Origin of the sequence: Pseudoalteromonas sp. NCCP-2140, from assembly GCF_023708065.1 — a bacterium.
Classification (GTDB): Bacteria; Pseudomonadota; Gammaproteobacteria; order Enterobacterales; family Alteromonadaceae; genus Pseudoalteromonas.
In genome coordinates, this window is sequence record NZ_BRCZ01000002.1 from 165230 (window position 1) to 180229 (window position 15000).

Below are 15000 nucleotides of genomic sequence, written 5' to 3' on the forward strand. Positions count from 1 at the left end.
AGATTCATTCTTTGCTTTATGTAACAAATTGGTAACTAAGATGTTGGTATTTTGAATATAAATACGGGTGATGGCGAGAGCAGACCAGTTGTGTAATTTATAATTTAATCAATGTGTTGTGGTTTTAAAATAATAAAGGGCTGCAATTAGCAGCCCCAACTTGAAAATTATGCAAAGTGTTTTTCTAAATCGTCAGAGCCACCAATGTGCTCACCGCCTATGAAGACTTGCGGCACTGTCTCACGACCAGAAATCGCTTTTAAACTAGTTAGTGAAGCGTGTTGACCTAATACAATTTCTTCGTACACATAACCTTTCGCTTCTAGTAACGCTTTAGCTTTTGTACAAAACGGGCAATTAGGCTTGGTAATAATACTCACTGATTCTGGTTTTACCTGTGCTGGGTTAATGTACTCAAGCATGGTATCTGCATCAGATACTTCAAACGGGTCGCCAGGTTTTTGTGGCTCGATAAACATTTTTTCGATAACGCCGTCTTTTACCAGCATAGAATAACGCCAACTGCGCTTACCAAAACCTAAGTCGTTTTTATCGACTAGCATACCCATGCCGTCGGTAAATTCGCCGTTGCCGTCTGGCAATAAAGTGATATTTTGCGCTTCTTGGTTTTGTGCCCATGCATTCATTACGAAGGTATCGTTTACAGAAATACATACAATGTCATCAACACCGTTTTGTTTAAATACAGCCGCAAGCTCGTTATAACGTGGCAAGTGAGTTGATGAACATGTTGGTGTAAATGCACCTGGTAATGCAAATAGCACAACTGTTTTACCTTTAAAAATTTCGTCAGTGGTCATTGATTTCCACTGCTCGTCTACACGTGTTGCGAATGTAACGTTTGGTACTTTTTGGCCTTCGATATTGTTTAACATTGTTTTGATTCCTCTTGATTTGTTGAGTGCCATTATGCGATTAAATTTTCGATAGCTCCAATCGTTTGTTTGTATTAGCATGATAGATAAAAGCTATTAGTGGTGTGATATGAATTTAAAAGACTTTGAATACGTAAAAGCGGTTGCGCAATACAAGCACTTCAGAAAAGCAGCTGATGCTTGCTATGTCAGCCAACCGACTTTAAGCGGGCAAGTTAAAAAGCTTGAACAAGAGCTGGGGGTTGTTATTTTTGACCGTTCAACAAAGCAGGTCACGTTGACTGTGCAAGGTGAACAACTTCTTAAGCAGATCACACTGATCCTAGATCAAACCCAAGTGCTTAAAGAAATAGCCGCCAGCTCACATGACCCACTAAAGGGTATAATCAATGTAGGTATTATTCCTACCATTGCACCTTATTTACTGCCAACACTCTTAACTTCGATGAAGCAGGCCTTTAGTGAAACCCAGTTTTCATTTATTGAAATGCAAACAGCGCAAACGCTGGTGGCTCTTGATAATGGTGAGATTGATATTGCAATTGTTGCTGATGTGGCTGATTTAGCGCCTTATCATGTGTCACCGCTTTATAAAGAAGACTTCTTAGTTGCAGTTTCTGAGCAACACGCTTTAGCAAAACATATCGAAGTTGCCTTAGCTCAATTACATGAATGTGACTTATTAATGTTAAACGAAGGGCATTGCTTTAAGGAGCAAGCAGAGCAATTTTGTTTTTCAGCTGGGGTTGAAGTCTCGAACCAATATAAAGGTAACAGTATTGAAACCTTACTCGCGCTGGTGGCAATGGATGATGGGGTAACTTTTGTTCCTAAGCTTGCATGTACACCACGTGAAGGAGTGAAGTATTTAGCTATAACACCAAACCAGCAACGCCAAGTTGTCATTGCAACTCGTAAGCACTACCCACATATAGCTGGTGTTGAGCAATTAGCTAGTTGGCTAAATGCTCATGAAGGCCTACAAACTCATTTACTCGCTAGCAGCTAATTCAACAATATCGTTAATTTGAATGTTAGGCAGTGGTTGCTTATCTATACTCATGGCAACCGCTGATTGCTGATAAAGCTGAGTCACTTTTACCTGGTTAAGTGTGGTGATTTTGTGCGGGAGCTTATTACCCTGTGCATCTGTTAGGTAATTATGATGGGCAATATTTAAAATTTGCCCTTGCTCAAGCCCATGCGCCTTCCCCAAGTTAATGATTAGCCTGTCATTTTCGATATGCAGTATTTTACCTTGCGTGGGTAAGCAGGCCATTGCAGCTTGCAAGTCATAGGTTAGGGTTTGGTTTATATCGCTAATAGCTTGGCCATAGTCAGTTGCCCAAAATCGGTCGCTATATACATCGATGATCTCAGTCTTTTTATACGGCCAAATGCCTTCTGTTTGGTAGCTTTTTTGCCAGAGCTTTTCGTAAGTGGTGCCATCAAATAAGACGTAATCTACTTTGTATGCACGCTTGAAACTATCATCTTGCCAAAATGCATAATCGTTGTTGATCTTATGGTTAACCGATAAATCACGAATACGGCTCAGTAATACATATTGCGAGTTACTGCGGCTAGTGATCTCTTCAAGTAGCGCATTACTGTAATCGTATTGCTGAGTGAAAAAATGATCTACTCGCAACGGCATATTGTAATAGGCTGTCGGTTTAGCTGCCATTTGCGTATTACTTAAGCTGGCATATAAGTGTTCACTAATGGCTTTGTTTACGTCAAAAATTTGGCCCATACGCGCTTGCTCGCGATTGGCGAGTTGGCTTTGTGTCACGGCAATAAATTTGGTGTATTGGTTTGCAGGGCATTCTTCTGCTTGAGCAAAAATATCGAGGCGAAGCGTGATGGCATAGGTGTCGTTATGGCGGTCTTCGCTGATCAATTCTATTTTCTGGATTTCACCATGGCTGCTTATTTTCAGCTGATCTTGCGTCAAAACCCCGTCAACTAGGGTCTGTACAGAGCTTACTCGAGCGCCAGAAAACACTAAAGCCTGAGTTATGGCGTCTTTAATGGCGGCAGATTTGGCTTGGCTCGTATCGCCATTTTTTACAACTGCATGGCCTGTTGATTCAAACCACTGCGCTAAGCTATTGTTAGAAAACAAAATTGTAAAGGCTAAGCCAAGGCCTTTTAAGCTGGCTATTGTTTTATTTTTCATGCTGACACCTAGCATTAAAACCAATGAATAACCTAAATGAGCAAGGACTGTACCACAGTGGCATTAAACGTGCATATTTGTAGCCAAAGAGTTTTAAGCGGAAGCAAATTATGCGAGCACTTCTATTCGGTGGGCTGGTTGCCTGCGCAGCATTAACCGGCTGCAGTAGTATTTTTGATAAACATGTAGAATACACTTACATTGAGCCAGATAGCTACCCAGTGCTAAAAGCCGTGGGTTATGCGCCAATTAGTGCTCAACCAGGTAGCAATGAATCGCAGCGGACTTTGCTTGCGATTAAAGCCTCAAAGCTTGAAGCGTATCGCGAGCTTGCTGAGCAAGTTTACGGGCAAAAAATTTCCGCAGGCACCACAGTACAAAACAGTGTTGCTCATAACGATCAATTACAAAGCCAAGTACAAGGTGTGATCAAAGGGGCGCAGGTTATTAAAACCTACGCAGTAGGGGATACCTACGCAACTGAATTACAGCTTGATATGAAGCGAGTGCACGATTTATACATCGGCGAAGTAAAACCGCGCCAAGTGAAAAAAGTAACATATTATTAGGTGCAACTTAGTCTAGTTGTAACCTATTGGCTTGCAGGATAAATTCAGCAAATTCTGCAAGCATTAAAAAAGCGCGATAACTTAGTTATCGCGCTTTTTTAATGAAATAGTATTTAGGCTTTCAAGTTGTGAACGATTTTCTTATCGCCTTGAATCACGCTGCCGCCTTGGTCGTAGGTCATCGATGATGGTGCACCGATTAAAATATCTTTAAGTTGCTTAACACTCAACTGTGCTTGATGGGCCGCGTGAGCGTTTACATCATTTTTCTTCTTGCAGCTTGCTAGGAGAGTATTTACTTGCTTAATGAGTGCACTTACTTCGTCATCTTGCGATTCGTTATGCGCAACAAGCTTTTGCACTTCTTTATCAATGGTTTGAATTTGTTGGAGCAAAGAGATTTTTTGTTGGGCAATACTCTTTAATCCGTCGCCACGCTTTGCAGCAATGGCTGTCAACTCATCATCTAACAGCGCAGCAATAGACTCCAAGCAAGAAACTTGTTGTGTTAATTTGCTAGCTATTAAATGATTATGATCAGCCATAGACATCAAACTCGAATGCAGCGATGTTCTTTGCTAGCTTTTCAGCATCAATTTGGTATTTACCTTCACTGATTGCTTTTTTCAGCTCAGCCACTTTATTGCTATCAAAGCCTGATGATTGCTCTGCTTTTTCTTGCAAAGATTTTAGCTGTTTAGCTTGAGGAGTTAAGCTAACAGAATCTGCACTTGCTTTTGGTGCGGCCGATTTTGCAGCGGCTGCATTAGCATTATCTTTTTGTAAATCAAGCTTTTTTTGCTTGGTATTTGTCAACACAGAAGGCTGTTGTTGACCATTATTGACATTGCTTACCATAATTTTGACCTATACATTACCCAACATATACCTTTATATCGGCGGGCACAGCGGATACTTTAGCATAAATATAAAAAATTAAATATTTACTTGTACAGACTCGACCCCATCCACACGTGCATTTAATACTTTACCTGATTTTTTGTTTTTTACACGTACTAATTCGTCTAACGTACCATCTTCTAGAGCAATTCCGGTGGTTTTAATTCTTAACCCGCGTAATGAAGCATAGATAGTTACATTATCGCCTTTACAAACCATACAAACCTGGCTCATTACAATCGGACTACCATCACGCAAGTTGCGCTTACTGCGACTGCCAATAAGTATAGCCTCATCTTGAACATATTGCGTTCTAACAAATTGCTTTGGCTTCATTTCGAGGCGTAAATGTTCAGGGCGAATGACCTCTCCACGGGCTAAATTAGTGGTAACAACAACCACAGGTTCGAGCTCAATAATGCGCACGTGAACGTATTGAGTCCAACTATTTAAATCTTGGCACTTAAGTTGTACAGTTACCTGCCGATTAAAAGGAGGCTCAGTTGGTAACTCTTTGTTAATTGGTGACTCACATAACCTCTCAGGAATGCGACTATCTAATGGTAAAGCACTAATTTGAGGTGTGGTGTCCAGATCAGGGAGCTGCTCGCTAACAAAATCGATGGCGATTTGTTGAAGTTGCTCGGTATTATAAACTTCTGCCTGTAGTTGTGTTGTAAACAACAGGCTAGTAAGAAAATAAAAAACACTGTATCTTCGGCTTTTTTTTAACAAACTCATATTGTTTCGACTATGCTTATGGTTGAAAACAAGGTATAAATATTTTGCGTCAAAAAACAGACGCTTTGTAACCTTATGTAGCTTTAACACAAAGAAGGCAATTATTGTTCCAGCTCTGATTGTTTATCTTTAGGAGATTGAAATGGCAGGCATTTTAGACTCAGTTAACCAGCGTACTCAGTTGGTTGGGCAAAACCGCCTTGAATTACTATTATTCAAACTCAGAGGGCGACAACGCTTTGGTATAAACGTGTTTAAAGTAAGAGAGGTTCTGCAATGTCCACCACTTACTAACATGCCTAAATCAAATGCGTACATTCGCGGTGTTGCGCATATCCGTGGTCAAACTATCTCTGTTATTGATTTATCGATGGCTGTAGGTGGCCCTGCAATTGAAAATATCAAAGACAGTTTTATCATCATTGCTGAGTACAACCGTTCAGTGCAAGGGTTTTTAGTTGGTGGTGTTGAACGAATCGTGAATATGAACTGGGAAAAAATAATGCCGCCGCCTTCGGGAGCCGGACGTTATTCTTACCTAACTGCGGTCACTGAGATTGAAAACGAATTAGTTGAAATTCTCGATGTAGAAAAGATATTAAACGAAATTTGCCCAGTTAACACTGAAGTAAGCGCTGAAGTAGTTGGTGAAGGTGAGATTCAGCGTGACTTAGGTGAGCGTATTGTCTTTATTGCTGATGACTCTGCAGTAGCTCGAAACCAAGTTAAGCGTGCGCTTGAACCTCTAGGTGTACAAACTGAACTAGCTAAAAACGGTAAAGAAGCACTTTTACGTTTAAGAGAGATTGCTCAGCTCGATTGTCAAAATGATATTACTGAACGTGTTGGTCTATTAATATCTGATGTAGAAATGCCAGAAATGGACGGTTATACCTTAACCGCTGAAATTAAGGCTGATCCAAAATTATCACCTTTGCATGTGATCTTGCATACCTCTTTAAGTGGGGTGTTTAACCAAGCAATGATCGAAAAAGTGGGTGCTGATGATTTTATTGCAAAATTTAACCCAGATGAATTAGCGACAGCTGTGAAGAAGTGGGTTCATTGTGATTAATTATTTATAGGTGGTATTACTTTGGAAAATAAGCATTTACAACAAAGCGAATACGATCAATTCCGCTCTTTTTTAGAGCAACAATGTGGCATTGTGCTTGGCGATAATAAACTTTATTTAGTTAAAAGCCGCCTTGCGCCGCTTATGGCGCGTTTTAATGTTGAGTCTTTATCACAGTTGGTAAGTAAAACACTAAGCCCTCATGAGAGGCAGCTTCGTGCCGCTGTCGTTGATGCGATGACAACCAATGAAACGCTTTGGTTTCGTGACCAATATCCGTTTGAGTTATTGAAAACAAAACTATTTCCTGAGCTTAAAGATGTGCGTAGGCCACTAAAGATATGGTCAGCGGCAAGTTCATCAGGACAAGAGCCGTACTCAATTGCCATGTCGGTTGCCGAGTTCCAATCTAAAAATCCAGGCGTATTAAAGATGGGTGCGCAAATTATTGGCACTGATATCTCTAATACCATGCTTGATATGTGCAAGAATGCTGAGTATGACTCGCTAGCCCTTGCTCGTGGCTTGTCGATGGAGCGTCGTCAAAAGTTCTTCAAGGACAGCGGTAATGGAATGGCTCAGGTAGTTGACCCTATACGTAAAATGGTCAGCTTTAGACATTTAAACTTATTGGATTCATACGCTTTAATGGGCAAGTTTGACATCATATTTTGCCGTAATGTGTTGATTTACTTTTCACCAGAAGTAAAAGCTAAAATCATTTCGCAATTTGCTCAAGCTTTAAACCCGAAAGGTTACCTGTTTTTAGGTGCGTCAGAATCAATGGCGGGCTTAAGTGATAGCTTTGATATGGTTCGTTGTAACCCCGGTATCATCTATCAGAAAAAGTAAACCCTCCTTAGCAACCTAGCCCTTAGGTTGCTAAATTTAACTATTTTTCAGTCTCTTATATAAATTAAATCACTCCTAAATTTTTGGCTTAGCTTTTGCATTAACCACTACAGAGTCAATTTTTTGGAGATGGTTATGGCTATCAGTTTTGATAAAGCATTTGGTGTTCATCCTCATGCGATGTTGATCCGTTCACAACGCGCTGAGTTATTAGCGACAAATATCGCTAATGCTGATACGCCGGGCTATAAAGCGAAAGATATCGATTTTGCCTCGGCATTAAAAGCGGCAAAAAGCAACCAACAAGGCGGCAATAGCATGGTAAGAACCGATGCTAAACATATTGCCGGGGGCAGTCGTTTTGTTGGCAGTGCAGAAATGTTTCGTACGCCAAATCAAGCAGATACAGGTGATGGTAACTCAGTCGATATACAAGTGGAACGAAACTTGTATGTACAGAACTCATTAGAGTATCAGGCAAGCCTGCAATTTATGAGTAGTAAAATTAAAGGCCTTAAAAAAGCCCTCGGTAGTCAAGGAGCTTAATCATGAGTTTGTATAATGTTTTTGATATTTCAGCAACCGGTATGAGTGCGCAAAATGTTCGCTTAAATACCACAGCCAGTAATATCTCGAATGCGAATACGATTAGCTCCAGCCAAGATCAGACATACCGAGCGCGCCATCCTGTTTTTGCTGCAGAGCTGACTAAAGCGTCATCATCACAAAGCAATCCTCAGGGCTCTTCTGTTGGCGTTAAAGTATTAGGTGTTGTAGAGAGTGATAAACCTCTGCAAATTGAATATAACCCGAACCACCCAAGTGCGGATGAAAATGGTTATATCTACAAACCTAACGTTAATGTTGTAGAAGAAATGGCAAATATGATTTCAGCCTCTCGCTCTTACCAAACAAATGTGCAAGTTGCTGATGCAGCTAAGCAAATGTTAAGTAAAACACTGTTGCTTGGGCAGCGGTAACCGAGGATAAGTTATGAGTAACGACATCAGCAGTGCGTCATCAACGTATTTAGATAATTTACGTTGGCAAGACAATCAAAATAAAACAGAAGAGAAAGATGATACTTTAACGCAAGAAGACTTCTTCTCACTTTTAACACAACAGTTGTCGTTTCAAGACCCAAGCAAGCCTGCAGACAACGATCAAATGATTGCGCAGATGACGAATTTCACTATGGCTGAGGGTATTTCAAACTTAAATGAGAAGTTTGAATCACTCACTGCATCAATGACATCAAATTCTGCGTTACAGGCTTCAACGCTCGTTGGTAAGCAAGCGTTACTTGAGTCTGACACCATTGACTTTGATGGCGAAAATCTAGCTAAAGGGTCGGTGGTTGCAGAAACCGCTGTTGAATCTTTAACGCTAAGAATAACGGATTCATCAGGCCAGTTAGTGCGTACCATTGAATTAGGTTCTCAGTCAGCGGGTGCACTTCGTTTTGAGTGGGATGGTAAAGACAATGATGGCAATGTGCTCCCTGAAGGTGAGTATGACATCAGCGCTGAAGGCTTTGTAAATGGAGACTACAGCAGTATGCCAATGGCGACCTTTAAGAATATTGAAAGTGTCAATATTAATGGTGCAAGCGGCATTATCGTAAATACAAAAGAGGGTGCGGTTAGGCTAACTGATATAGCTGAAATCGCATAAGTAAAAAAGGTTTGGGTTAGCTTAGGCTAAGAGATAGGTTAGAGGTGAGTTATGAGCTTCAATATTGCATTAACAGGCTTAGCAGCCGCGCAAAAAGATTTAGACGTTACAGCAAATAACATTGCTAACGTGAATACTACGGGCTTTAAAGAGTCTCGTGCAGAGTTTGCTGATGTGTACGCATCATCAGTATTTAGTTCTGGTAAAACAAAAAATGGTGATGGTGTAAGAACAACAATGGTGGCACAACAATTCCACCAAGGTTCGTTATCTTTCACAAATAACTCGCTCGATTTAGCGATTACCGGTGAAGGTTACTTCGCAATGGCGAATGACTTAGGCGCGCAAGATTTCACATACACTCGTGCAGGCGCGTTTAAATTAAATAAAGATAACTTTATTGTTGATGCAAGCGGCAATTACTTACAAGGTTTCCCTGTTGATGAAGCAACCGGTGATACAACTTCTGTAAGCTTGAGTACTTCTTCTGCGCTACAAATTCCAGATGCATCAGGTTCACCACGTGCTACGACGAATGTTTATTCGTCATTCAACCTAGATTCGCGTGCATTAAACCCTGCAGTGACACCATTTGATCCAGAAACCAGCGCCTCATATAACAGCTCAACATCAACAACTGTTTATGATTCATTAGGTGAGCCACATATTCTACAGTTCTTTTTTGTGAAAACAGACTCTGCGGTGACTGGTAATGACAATGAATGGGAAGTATATGCCACACTTGATGAAAAGCCGTTTGCAGCGGATGGTACTGAGCAAACTACAACGCCATATACGGCTATCTCGACTTTTCAATTTGACTCAAGTGGTTTACCACAAAGCACGGATGGGAACCCTAATACGGATGCTACATTTAATCCATTAACATTACCGTCTGGTGGTTTATCTGGTTTACTGTCTAATGGTGCGAGTTTCCCAGATGATGTAAACATTAATTGGCGCGATGAAGCTGGTACAACTAATAAAATACCGACTCAGTATGCAAGTAACTTTGAAGTGAAAGCACTTGAGCAAGATGGTGCGACTGTTGGTCGCCTTTCAGGTATCGACATTGGTACTGATGGTAAAATTGTTGCTTCATACAGTAATGGTGATACCTCATTCCTAGGGCAAGTTGCGATGGTTCGTTTTTCGAACTCGCAAGGGTTACAGCAAGTGGGTAATACTGCTTGGAAGAAAAGTTTAACCTCAGGTGAGCCAATTGCTGGTGAACCAGGTTCAGGTACTTTAGGTTCAATTAACTCGTCAGCGCTTGAGCAGTCAAACGTTAACTTAACAAGCGAACTTGTAGACTTAATTAGCGCTCAGCGTAATTTCCAAGCAAATTCACGTGCGCTTGAGGTTAACTCAACACTACAACAAAACATCCTACAGATCCGTTAATTTTAACGGCTTTAAGCCTAATCCGACACGAAGGCTGCTCCCTCTATTGGCAGCCTTTTTTCATGCTAGCAGCCTATTTTTCTTTCCTATTTTAGCGTCAATTTTACTTTGGCACTTTTATTGCATTTCTTAGTTATCGTATTTTTAGTGAGTCAATGTTATGGACAAAATGGTCTACATTGCCATGTCGGGTGCTAAGCAAAGTTTGCGAGGTCTTGAGCTCAAGGCCAACAATCTTGCTAATGCTAACACCACTGGCTTTAAAGCTGATTTTGCACAAGCGCGCTCTATGCAAGCCTTCGGTGAAGGTCTGCCATCTAGGGTGTTTGCAATGCAAGAACGCCCTGGATCTAATATGGAATCGGGTGGTTTTGTTGAAACTGGCCGCGAGCTTGATATCGCGATGAGTGACCGTGGTTGGTTGAGTGTACAAGATGCTTCAGGCAATGAGGCATACACCAAAACTGGCACATTAAACATTACTCCAGATGGCGCATTGATCACTAGCCACGGCCGTCAAGTAATTGGCGAAGGTGGCCCAATCATTTTGCCGTTACCTATCGAGAAAGTTGAGTTTAGTGAAGACGGTGCTATTCAGGTTCGCCCGCAAGGTGCGCCTGCTAACTTTTTAGAAGTGGTTGATCGCTTAAAAGTGATTGAGGCTGATAATACTCAGCTTGAAAAGGGTAACGACGGCTTATTTCGGCCAAAAGAAGACATGTTGGTCAATGATCTTTGTGGTTTTTGTGATATTTCACCAAACGTAAAAGTAATGTCGGGAACGCTTGAAATGTCAAACGTGAACCCAGTACATGAAATGGTCGACATGATCAGCAATCAACGCCAATTTGAATTACAAGTTAAATTGATGAAAACAGCCGAAGAGCTTGATGAGCGTCAAGATCAGCTGTTACGCATTGTTTAAGATGACTGAGAGGGTAGAGTTATGAATCCTGCATTATGGATCAGTAAAACCGGGCTTGACGCCCAGCAAACCGATATTTCGGTGATCTCAAATAATCTCGCAAATGCCAGCACGGTCGGTTACAAAAAAAGCCGCGCCGTATTTGAAGATTTACTATATCAAAACATCAACCAACCAGGTGGTCGTTCATCTCAAGACACTGAAATGCCATCAGGCTTAATGCTTGGTGCCGGTGCCAAAGTGGTTGCTAACCAAAAGAACTTTTCACAAGGTAACATGCTTACCACAGAAAATTCATTGGATTGGATGATCTCAGGTCCTGGTTTTTTTGAAGTGCAATTGCCAGATGGCAACATTGCCTATTCACGTAATGGTCAATTCACAACTGACGAAGATGGTCGTATTGTGACCTCGGGTGCAGGTTTTCCATTACAGCCGGAAATGAACGTACCAGACGATGCACAATCAATTACTGTTTCGCAAGACGGTGAAGTGTCGGTACGTATTTCAGGGCAAGCAGAGAACGTAGTAATCGGTCAGCTAACAATTAGTGACTTTATTAATCCATCAGGTCTTGAGCCAATGGGGCAAAACTTATACACAGAAACCGCGGTGAGTGGCGCGCCTGTGCAAGGTAACCCAGGTATCGATGGTTTAGGTACTGTGGTTCAAGGCTCTCTTGAAACCTCTAACGTGAATGTAACAGAAGAGCTGGTTAACTTGATCGAAACACAACGAATTTATGAAATGAATTCAAAAGTGATTTCAGCGGTTGATGAAATGCTTAGTTACATCAATCAACAGCTTTAATGGGTAGGAGGCAGCATGCGTAATATTATCTTAGTCACATCGGCAGCATTAATGCTGGGTGGTTGTATGACAACGCAAAATCATCATGTGGTTCAGGATGACCCTTACTATGCACCTATGTATCCGGAGCCAACAACTGAGCCAATGGTTCCAACGGGTTCGTTGTTTGATAGTTATTCAGCAGATGACTTGTACTCAGATAAAAAGGCATTGCGCGCTGGCGATATCATCACGGTTAAATTGCAAGAATCAACGCAAGCCACCAAAGCGGCAAAAACCGAAACCGATAAAGAAACGGACGCTAGTTTAGACCCTGTTATTGGCCTTGGCGGTAATCCGGTGAATATTGGTGGTGATAGCATACAGTTTGGTATTGGTTCAGGGGCATCGTTTAAAGGTGATTCAAAGTCTAACCAATCAAATAGTTTATTTGGTGATATTTCTGTCAATGTGATGCGTGTTTTACCTAATGGAAACTTGGTTATTCGCGGTGAAAAATGGCTTACTTTGAATACCGGTGAAGAATTTATTCGCCTTGAAGGCTTAGTTCGTCCTGAAGATGTTCAAGCAGATAACACGGTTACATCAAACCGTATTGCTAATGCGCGAATTCAATACTCAGGTAAAGGGCAAATTCAAGAAACGCAAAGTGCTGGTTGGCTGTCTCGTTTCTTTAGTAGTTCGCTTTTCCCATTTTAGAGGAATAAAGTCATGAATGGGTTTAAATACATCATCGCTCTTTGCTTAATTAGCCTGCAGTTTTCTGCACAGGCTGAGCGAGTCAAAGATGTATCTATGGTTGAGGGCGTGCGCGCAAACCAATTAGTGGGTTATGGTTTGGTTGTCGGTTTGCCTGGCACAGGTGAACAAAGCCGATTTACTCAACAAAGCTTTAAAGCCATGCTGAATGGTTTTGGTATTACCTTACCTGATAGCTTAAAACCTAAAATTAAAAATGTTGCAGCTGTGGCTGTGCATGCAGAATTACCAGCATTTAGAAAACCAGGTCAAACCATTGATATCACGGTTTCGTCTATCGGTAGTGCGGGTAGTTTACGTGGCGGTACTTTATTACAAACCTTCCTAAAAGGGGTTGATGGTAATACCTATGCAATTGCACAAGGCAGCTTAGTTGTAGGAGGTCTAGGCGCTGAAGGGGCAGACGGTAGCCGTGTAATTATTAACACACCCACAGTGGGCCGTATTCCAAACGGTGCCATTGTAGAGCGTGCTATTAAGAGCCCGTTTATGCAAGGTGACTACATTACCTTTAATTTAAATCGCCCAGACTTCACAACGGCAAAACGCTTAGAGCAAACTATTAATGATTTAGTGGGCCCTGATAGCGCTCAGGCAATTGATGCAGCTTCTGTGCGTGTATTAGCACCGCGTGATGCATCTCAACGTGTTGCTTATTTGTCGACACTTGAAAACTTAGAGTTTAAGCCAGCAGACACAGCAGCAAAAATTATTGTGAACTCGCGCACAGGCACAATAGTGATTGGCAAAAACGTGAAGCTACAGCCTGCGGCGATTACACATGGTGGTTTAACGGTCACCATTGCTGAGCAGCAAAATGTGTCACAGCCAAATGCTTTAAGTGATGGTGAAACCACGGTTACCAATCAAAGTATTATTGATGTGAACGAAGATGATTCACGTGCTTTTGTATTTAATCCAGGTGTTAATCTTGATGATCTCGTGCGTGCAATCAATGAAGTTGGGGCCGCACCGGGTGATTTAATGGCAATCCTTGAAGCTTTAAAAGAAGCGGGGGCGATAAACGGGCAACTGGTTATCATTTAAATTAAAACGCGCTTTCGAGCGCGTTTTTTGTTTCTATACCTTAATCGTTCAGCATATAAACATCAGCCAAAATCTTGGCTCTGAAGTTACACCATTCCACTATCCGTTATTAGCCATTCATTTATAAAATTTTTTGTTGGCGCAATTTTTGCATTTTAATTTTCATTATTAACTATTGTGTCAAAAAGCTGATGGATACTAATCATCTCGACAAGCAAAACTTTTTTGATTTAGGCAACTTAGACTCATTACGTCAAAATGCCTTAAAAAGTGATGCCTCTAGCGATGCGTCAAAAGAGGCGCTGAAAAAAGCGGCGGCACAATTTGAATCTATCTTCACTCAGATGCTGCTTAAGAGTATGCGTAAAGCAAATGAAGCGTTTGAAGATAAAGACAGCCCATTCAATTCAAGCGGCGTTAAATTTTTTGAAGAGATGCATGACCAACAAATGTCGGTTGAGCTTTCATCAAATGGCTCGTTGGGTCTAGCTGACTTGATTGTTCAGCAGCTCTCGCCAGACGGTAAACAGTTTACCCCGGGTTCTGTACTAAGAACGACGACTGACTTTGCTAGTGATAAACGCGCAAGCGGTGTCCTTGATAGCACTAGTGAGGCTAAGGCTAAACCACAAGCTGTCGAGGATACATCAGCGAACGAGCAAACAGAAAACCGCTTTGAAGATGCTGAGTCTTTCATTAGCTCTGTTTGGGAGCACGCTAAAAATGCGGCTGAGAAAATTGGCTTAAACCCAGCTGTGATGGTTGCTCAAGCAGCACTTGAAACGGGCTGGGGTAAACACATCATCAGTAAAGCTGATGGCACAAGTAGTAACAACTTATTCAATATTAAATCGGATAGGAGCTGGCAAGGTGATAAAGCAAGCAAAGTCACGCTTGAGTTTGAACAAGGTGTGCCAGTTAAAAAGCAAGCAAGTTTTCGCTCTTATCAATCGATTAAAGATAGTGTGAACGACTTTGTGGATTTTTTAAATGAAAACCCACGTTATCAAGAAGCACTTAATAATACCGCAGAACCTGCTGCCTTTTTAGATTCGTTACAAAAAGCAGGCTATGCAACAGATCCAAATTATGCCGATAAAATTAAGCAGGTATTGAAGCGTGTTGAGCTTCAAAGCGTCGCTGCTTCATTGGTACGTTAAGGAGTA

General features: G+C 41.4%; 18 protein-coding genes. 13 read left to right on the forward strand and 5 right to left on the reverse strand.

Features of this window, described 5'->3' with window-relative positions; all coding sequences use genetic code 11:
* Positions 1-167: 167 nt before the first annotated feature.
* Positions 168-896: a glutathione peroxidase gene (locus NFU46_RS04665; protein WP_062566773.1), complete on the reverse strand. Its 729-nt coding sequence runs from the start codon at positions 894-896 to the stop codon at positions 168-170.
* A 109-nt stretch (positions 897-1005) separates the two neighbouring features.
* Between NFU46_RS04665 and NFU46_RS04670 the strand changes: the two genes are divergently transcribed.
* Positions 1006-1905, forward strand: coding sequence for a LysR substrate-binding domain-containing protein (locus tag NFU46_RS04670; RefSeq protein ID WP_251600135.1), 900 nt, complete (start codon positions 1006-1008; stop codon positions 1903-1905).
* Here the strand turns inward: NFU46_RS04670 and NFU46_RS04675 are convergent.
* Positions 1888-3078, reverse strand: coding sequence for a flagellar assembly protein FlgT (locus NFU46_RS04675; protein WP_130166619.1), 1191 nt, complete (start codon positions 3076-3078; stop codon positions 1888-1890). The genes NFU46_RS04670 and NFU46_RS04675 overlap by 18 nt on opposite strands.
* Before the next feature lie 110 nt (positions 3079-3188).
* Between NFU46_RS04675 and NFU46_RS04680 the strand changes: the two genes are divergently transcribed.
* Positions 3189-3647, forward strand: a complete 459-nt coding sequence (locus NFU46_RS04680) for an LPP20 family lipoprotein (RefSeq protein ID WP_063706505.1) — start codon at positions 3189-3191, stop codon at positions 3645-3647.
* A 113-nt stretch (positions 3648-3760) separates the two neighbouring features.
* Here the strand turns inward: NFU46_RS04680 and flgN are convergent, their stop codons facing one another.
* The 3 genes from flgN to flgA form a co-directional block, all read right to left on the reverse strand.
* On the reverse strand, positions 3761-4192 hold the full coding sequence (flgN, locus tag NFU46_RS04685; protein ID WP_054562224.1) for a flagellar protein FlgN: 432 nt from the start codon (positions 4190-4192) through the stop codon (positions 3761-3763).
* Positions 4185-4505, reverse strand: coding sequence for a flagellar biosynthesis anti-sigma factor FlgM (gene flgM / locus NFU46_RS04690; RefSeq protein ID WP_054553314.1), 321 nt, complete (start codon positions 4503-4505; stop codon positions 4185-4187). The genes flgN and flgM overlap by 8 nt, the downstream gene beginning before the upstream one ends.
* A gap of 78 nt (positions 4506-4583) precedes the next feature.
* Positions 4584-5288 (reverse strand): flagellar basal body P-ring formation chaperone FlgA, encoded by a 705-nt coding sequence (gene flgA, locus NFU46_RS04695; protein ID WP_058586425.1) that lies wholly within the window; start codon positions 5286-5288, stop codon positions 4584-4586.
* Positions 5289-5430: 142 nt separating this feature from the next.
* On the opposite strand from flgA, the gene NFU46_RS04700 reads away from it, so the two are divergent.
* The 11 genes from NFU46_RS04700 (at position 5431) to flgJ (ending at position 14994) form a co-directional block, all read left to right on the forward strand.
* Positions 5431-6363, forward strand: coding sequence for a chemotaxis protein (locus tag NFU46_RS04700; RefSeq protein WP_054562222.1), 933 nt, complete (start codon positions 5431-5433; stop codon positions 6361-6363).
* Between the two features lie 21 nt (positions 6364-6384).
* Positions 6385-7215: a protein-glutamate O-methyltransferase CheR gene (locus tag NFU46_RS04705; RefSeq protein ID WP_054562221.1), complete on the forward strand. Its 831-nt coding sequence runs from the start codon at positions 6385-6387 to the stop codon at positions 7213-7215.
* 135 nt (positions 7216-7350) lie between these two features.
* Positions 7351-7761, forward strand: coding sequence for a flagellar basal body rod protein FlgB (gene flgB / locus NFU46_RS04710; protein WP_054562220.1), 411 nt, complete (start codon positions 7351-7353; stop codon positions 7759-7761).
* Between the two features lie 2 nt (positions 7762-7763).
* Positions 7764-8195 (forward strand): flagellar basal body rod protein FlgC, encoded by a 432-nt coding sequence (gene flgC / locus NFU46_RS04715; protein WP_058586423.1) that lies wholly within the window; start codon positions 7764-7766, stop codon positions 8193-8195.
* Positions 8196-8208: 13 nt separating this feature from the next.
* Positions 8209-8889 (forward strand): flagellar hook assembly protein FlgD, encoded by a 681-nt coding sequence (locus tag NFU46_RS04720; RefSeq protein ID WP_062566777.1) that lies wholly within the window; start codon positions 8209-8211, stop codon positions 8887-8889.
* Positions 8890-8940: 51 nt separating this feature from the next.
* On the forward strand, positions 8941-10293 hold the full coding sequence (gene flgE, locus NFU46_RS04725) for a flagellar hook protein FlgE (protein ID WP_251600139.1): 1353 nt from the start codon (positions 8941-8943) through the stop codon (positions 10291-10293).
* Positions 10294-10453: 160 nt separating this feature from the next.
* On the forward strand, positions 10454-11218 hold the full coding sequence (locus NFU46_RS04730; RefSeq protein WP_251600142.1) for a flagellar basal body rod protein FlgF: 765 nt from the start codon (positions 10454-10456) through the stop codon (positions 11216-11218).
* A gap of 21 nt (positions 11219-11239) precedes the next feature.
* Positions 11240-12028, forward strand: a complete 789-nt coding sequence (flgG, locus tag NFU46_RS04735; RefSeq protein WP_054553306.1) for a flagellar basal-body rod protein FlgG — start codon at positions 11240-11242, stop codon at positions 12026-12028.
* A gap of 15 nt (positions 12029-12043) precedes the next feature.
* Positions 12044-12727 carry a flagellar basal body L-ring protein FlgH gene (flgH, locus tag NFU46_RS04740; RefSeq protein ID WP_054562216.1) on the forward strand — a complete coding sequence of 228 codons (684 nt, stop codon included), beginning with the start codon at positions 12044-12046 and terminating at the stop codon, positions 12725-12727.
* A 12-nt stretch (positions 12728-12739) separates the two neighbouring features.
* Entirely contained in the window at positions 12740-13834 is a 1095-nt protein-coding gene (locus NFU46_RS04745) for a flagellar basal body P-ring protein FlgI (protein ID WP_054562215.1), read from the forward strand.
* 191 nt (positions 13835-14025) lie between these two features.
* Positions 14026-14994, forward strand: coding sequence for a flagellar assembly peptidoglycan hydrolase FlgJ (flgJ, locus tag NFU46_RS04750; RefSeq protein ID WP_251600145.1), 969 nt, complete (start codon positions 14026-14028; stop codon positions 14992-14994).
* Positions 14995-15000: the final 6 nt, after the last annotated feature.

Excerpts from the sequence above, each read along its gene's own strand:
- flgN (WP_054562224.1), bottom strand. The coding sequence starts at position 4,192 with ATGGCTGATCATAATCATTTAATAGCTAGCAAATTAACACAACAAGTT.
- flgB (WP_054562220.1), top strand. The coding sequence starts at position 7,351 with ATGGCTATCAGTTTTGATAAAGCATTTGGTGTTCATCCTCATGCGATG.
- NFU46_RS04730 (WP_251600142.1), top strand. The coding sequence starts at position 10,454 with ATGGACAAAATGGTCTACATTGCCATGTCGGGTGCTAAGCAAAGTTTG.
- NFU46_RS04700 (WP_054562222.1), top strand. The coding sequence starts at position 5,431 with ATGGCAGGCATTTTAGACTCAGTTAACCAGCGTACTCAGTTGGTTGGG.
- NFU46_RS04675 (WP_130166619.1), bottom strand. The coding sequence starts at position 3,078 with ATGAAAAATAAAACAATAGCCAGCTTAAAAGGCCTTGGCTTAGCCTTT.
- flgJ (WP_251600145.1), top strand. The coding sequence starts at position 14,026 with ATGGATACTAATCATCTCGACAAGCAAAACTTTTTTGATTTAGGCAAC.
- NFU46_RS04745 (WP_054562215.1), top strand. The coding sequence starts at position 12,740 with ATGAATGGGTTTAAATACATCATCGCTCTTTGCTTAATTAGCCTGCAG.
- flgM (WP_054553314.1), bottom strand. The coding sequence starts at position 4,505 with ATGGTAAGCAATGTCAATAATGGTCAACAACAGCCTTCTGTGTTGACA.
- flgA (WP_058586425.1), bottom strand. The coding sequence starts at position 5,288 with ATGAGTTTGTTAAAAAAAAGCCGAAGATACAGTGTTTTTTATTTTCTT.
- flgC (WP_058586423.1), top strand. The coding sequence starts at position 7,764 with ATGAGTTTGTATAATGTTTTTGATATTTCAGCAACCGGTATGAGTGCG.
- NFU46_RS04670 (WP_251600135.1), top strand. The coding sequence starts at position 1,006 with ATGAATTTAAAAGACTTTGAATACGTAAAAGCGGTTGCGCAATACAAG.
- NFU46_RS04720 (WP_062566777.1), top strand. The coding sequence starts at position 8,209 with ATGAGTAACGACATCAGCAGTGCGTCATCAACGTATTTAGATAATTTA.
- flgH (WP_054562216.1), top strand. The coding sequence starts at position 12,044 with ATGCGTAATATTATCTTAGTCACATCGGCAGCATTAATGCTGGGTGGT.
- NFU46_RS04665 (WP_062566773.1), bottom strand. The coding sequence starts at position 896 with ATGTTAAACAATATCGAAGGCCAAAAAGTACCAAACGTTACATTCGCA.
- flgE (WP_251600139.1), top strand. The coding sequence starts at position 8,941 with ATGAGCTTCAATATTGCATTAACAGGCTTAGCAGCCGCGCAAAAAGAT.
- NFU46_RS04680 (WP_063706505.1), top strand. The coding sequence starts at position 3,189 with ATGCGAGCACTTCTATTCGGTGGGCTGGTTGCCTGCGCAGCATTAACC.
- flgG (WP_054553306.1), top strand. The coding sequence starts at position 11,240 with ATGAATCCTGCATTATGGATCAGTAAAACCGGGCTTGACGCCCAGCAA.